At 57.8% G+C, this 3516-nt stretch carries 3 protein-coding genes; all 3 read left to right on the top strand.

Annotated elements, in window-relative coordinates:
- Positions 1-969: tetratricopeptide repeat protein (locus WA354_RS10410; RefSeq protein WP_472812941.1), on the top strand; the 969-nt coding region annotated here is incomplete at its 5' end.
- A 100-nt stretch (positions 970-1069) separates the two neighbouring features.
- Positions 1070-2044, top strand: coding sequence for a multiheme c-type cytochrome (locus WA354_RS10415; protein WP_472812942.1), 975 nt, complete (start codon positions 1070-1072; stop codon positions 2042-2044).
- 375 nt (positions 2045-2419) lie between these two features.
- On the top strand, positions 2420-3516 hold a 1097-nt coding region (locus tag WA354_RS10420; RefSeq protein WP_472812943.1), incomplete at its 3' end, for a right-handed parallel beta-helix repeat-containing protein.

A 3516-nucleotide genomic window follows, 5' to 3' on the forward strand; every position in this document is an offset into this window, starting at 1 on the left:
CGGCAGGACCTGCCCCTCGCCATCCAGCTCTACAGCCAGGCCACGCAGCTCAAGCCCGATTGGCAGGAAGGCTGGTGGTATCTCGGCGTCCTCCAGTACAGCGCCAACCAATTCCCCGGCGCCATCGACGCATTCACACACCTCCTCCAACTTGTTCCCACCGCCGTCCCCGCCATGGCGCTTCGCGGTCTTTGCGAATATGAAACCGGCGCCTACGACGACGCGCTCCGCGATCTCGAACAGGCGGTCGCACACGGTGCTCTCAATCAACCCCAGAATGAGCAGATCATTCGCTACCACCTTGCCCAACTCCTCGCACATGCCAGCCGGTTCCAGGACGCTCTTGAGCAATACGGATTCTTTGCCGCGAAGCACGCCGATGCACCCGATCTGATGATTGGCATCGGCCTCGCCGGAATGCGGATTCCCACCTTTCCGAAAGACGTGCCTGCACAGAACCGCGAGCTATATCAAGCCGCCGGGAATGCAGGATACGTCTTCCTCTCCGGCGATAACGAGAAGGCCGACGGACTCTTCTCGCAGCTCTTCACCCGCTATCCTGACGCGCTCAATCTCCACTACTTCTACGGATTTCTGCTCTTTCCGCACGATCCGGGTCTTGCCATCGATCAGTTTCACAGCGAACTGGCCGCCAATCCAACCAACGAAACGGCCAACGCCATGCTCGCACTTACGCTCGTAATTGCGGGCCGATTCAGCGAAGCTCTTCAACCGGCGCAGCGCGCCTATGCCAATGCCCCCGACATGGAGATGGCCCAACTCGCACTAGGTCGCTCGCTGGCTGAGACTGGCGACATGAAGCGCGGCGGCGAGCTGCTGAACCAGATCCTCGTCTCCGATCCCAACAACCTCGAAGCCCACCTCGGACTCGTCTCCATCTACTCCCGCAGCGGCAACAGAGAAGAAGCAGCGCGCGAGCGCAGGATCTGCAGTGACCTGGCGAAATAGTTCAAGATCGATCTTAGCGAGAACAGGCGCGGCCGCCGCTGCTGTAGTCTTCTGCGCGTTCCTCGCACCTCGCCCGGGCCTCGCTCAGCATGCGAAGCAATTGGACGCTCCGCTCACCTGCGCAACCTGTCACAATGGCGTCACCACTTCTTACGCAACCGCGCCGATGCGCCACGCCATGGAAGCACAAGGCGCCAATCCCACGCTCAACGCCCATCCCGACCTCAGCGTTCAGATGGGTGGTTATACCTACAGGATTCAGACAAAGGATGGCCAGAGCACCTACACGGTCTCCGACGGCTCTGACACTCTTAGTCTTCCCATCCATTGGACCTTCGGGCAGCACGCACAAACGTGGGTGCTTGAGAAGGATGGGCATTTCTACGAAAGCCTTGTGAGCTACTTCCCGGCGGCCCAGGGTCTCGCCCTCACTCCCGGCGACCAGAAGATCACGCCCCACAATGTGACAGAAGCAATGGGGCGCCAACTGCCAATCTGGGAAACGCGCACCTGTTTCAATTGTCACGGCAGTGGAGTCATCGCAGGCGAGAAATTGAAGCCAGCCAAAGTCACTCCCGGCCTCGACTGCGAGCGTTGCCACGCCGGTGCGCAGCAGCACATGGCCGATGCCGCGCAGAACAACTTCAAGACCTTGCCGAAATCACTCAACCGTCTTGATTCCGAACAGATTTCTGACTTTTGCGGCCAGTGTCATCGCACGTGGGATACCGTGATGCACAACAAGTGGCGCGGTCCCGCATTCGTGCGCTTCCAGCCTTATCGCCTTGAAAACAGCAAGTGCTTCATCGGTAACGATCCGCGCATCAGCTGTCTCGCATGTCACAATCCGCACCAGCCGGTAAATCACAACGTAGCGTACTACGATGCCAAATGTCTTGCATGCCATGCGGAAACCAAAACTGCATCATCACATCCCGCGGCAAAGACCTGCTCCGTTGCAAAATCAAACTGCACAAGCTGCCATATGCCCAAGGTGGAATTGCCCAGCGGACATGCTCAGTTCACGGATCATGACATTCGCGTGGTCCGCGCAGGCGAACCCTATCCTGAATAGCGCGCGCTCCCTGAAGGCCAATCAGACGGGTGCTACATATTTACTGAACTAACGTAACGGTGCTTCAGTAATAGTCAATCGGTACTCCGCGCGCCGGATACAATCAGTTTTCGCTAACATTACATCAACACACCTAGCAGCCTTACAGCTCAATGCGCCATATCGAATGCGCTTGAAGCACCCCAGCCGAGGGAGGGCCGAAGTGTGCGTTGACTACGCCCTCACTGCCTGTTTCCAGCTTGCGCCTGAAGGTTGAAGCAAGACAGGAAGCGCCTTCTGTACTGCAGCTCAGGCTCGGCAATTCTTCGCTGCTGCGGCGGAGATGCTAAGCCGCGGTGCTTAATTGCCGATCTTTTTCCTTTTTTGAGGCAAGTCATGAAGTTGGCGAGAGTTCTTTGCTCCCTCTCCCTTGCGGCTCTGGTAGTTATCGGGCCCCGCGCGCGTTCCCAGGCCAATGTCGTCGAAAATCAGACCGCCGTCCTTTATGTCGACGCGCACTCCGGTTCAGATGCCAATTCCGGCGCCAGTTCTTCTCCACTGAAGACGATCCAGGCTGCTGTGAACAAGGCGAACATCAATAATCAGAAAAGCATCGGAACCAGAATCATTGTCGATGCCGGCATCTATCGCGAAACCGTAAGCGTCAATCCGGTATCGGGCCAGACATCAGCCGCACTGACGATTCAGGCCGCCACAAACGGAACCGCCATTATTGCTGCGTCCGATCTTATCTCGGCATGGTCCACCGATCCTCAATACTCCGGAGCTTATGTCGCCAACTGGACACCGGCCCAGAGCACATGTGCGCTCCCCAGCGGTTGGCCCGCCTTGCAGCCCATCGCGCTTCACACCGAGATGCTCTTCCTGAACGGCATCGCGATGACGCAAGTGCTTAACTACTCAGACCTCAAACCAGGCACATTCTTCGTCGGCTCTACCGACGGTACGCTGCACCTATGGCCGCCGTCAGGGACGGAACCCTCAAACGCCACCATCGAAGTGGCGTCACGCGCGAAAACCATCAGCATCGTCGGCCGCAGCAACATCGTTCTGCGCGGCCTTGTCTTCGAACACGCTGCGAGTTGCATCAATACCAGCGGCGCGACGGTTACCAGCAGTTCCAATGTTCTCGTTGACTCAGTCCAGGCAAATTGGAATAACTGGGGCGGCCTCGGCATCTCGTCGTCCAGCAACATCACCGTCCAGAATTCCATGGCCAGCTACAACGGCGGCGTCGGTTTTCAGGGAACAAGAGATCAGGCCGCGCTCTACACCGGCAACGAGACTGATTACAACAACTGGCGTGGCGCGGAGGCCACCTTGTACAACTGGGCATCAGGCGGCTCGAAGTTCTTCCAGATGCGAACCACCTCTGTCCAGGGGCACCTCTCCTATAACAATCAGGCACAGGGCCTCTGGTTCGATACCGACAACCAGAACATCACCATCAACAACGCCACGCTTGTCGGAAG

Source organism: Occallatibacter sp. (assembly GCF_049802275.1).
Taxonomy (GTDB): Bacteria; Acidobacteriota; Terriglobia; order Terriglobales; family Acidobacteriaceae; genus Telmatobacter.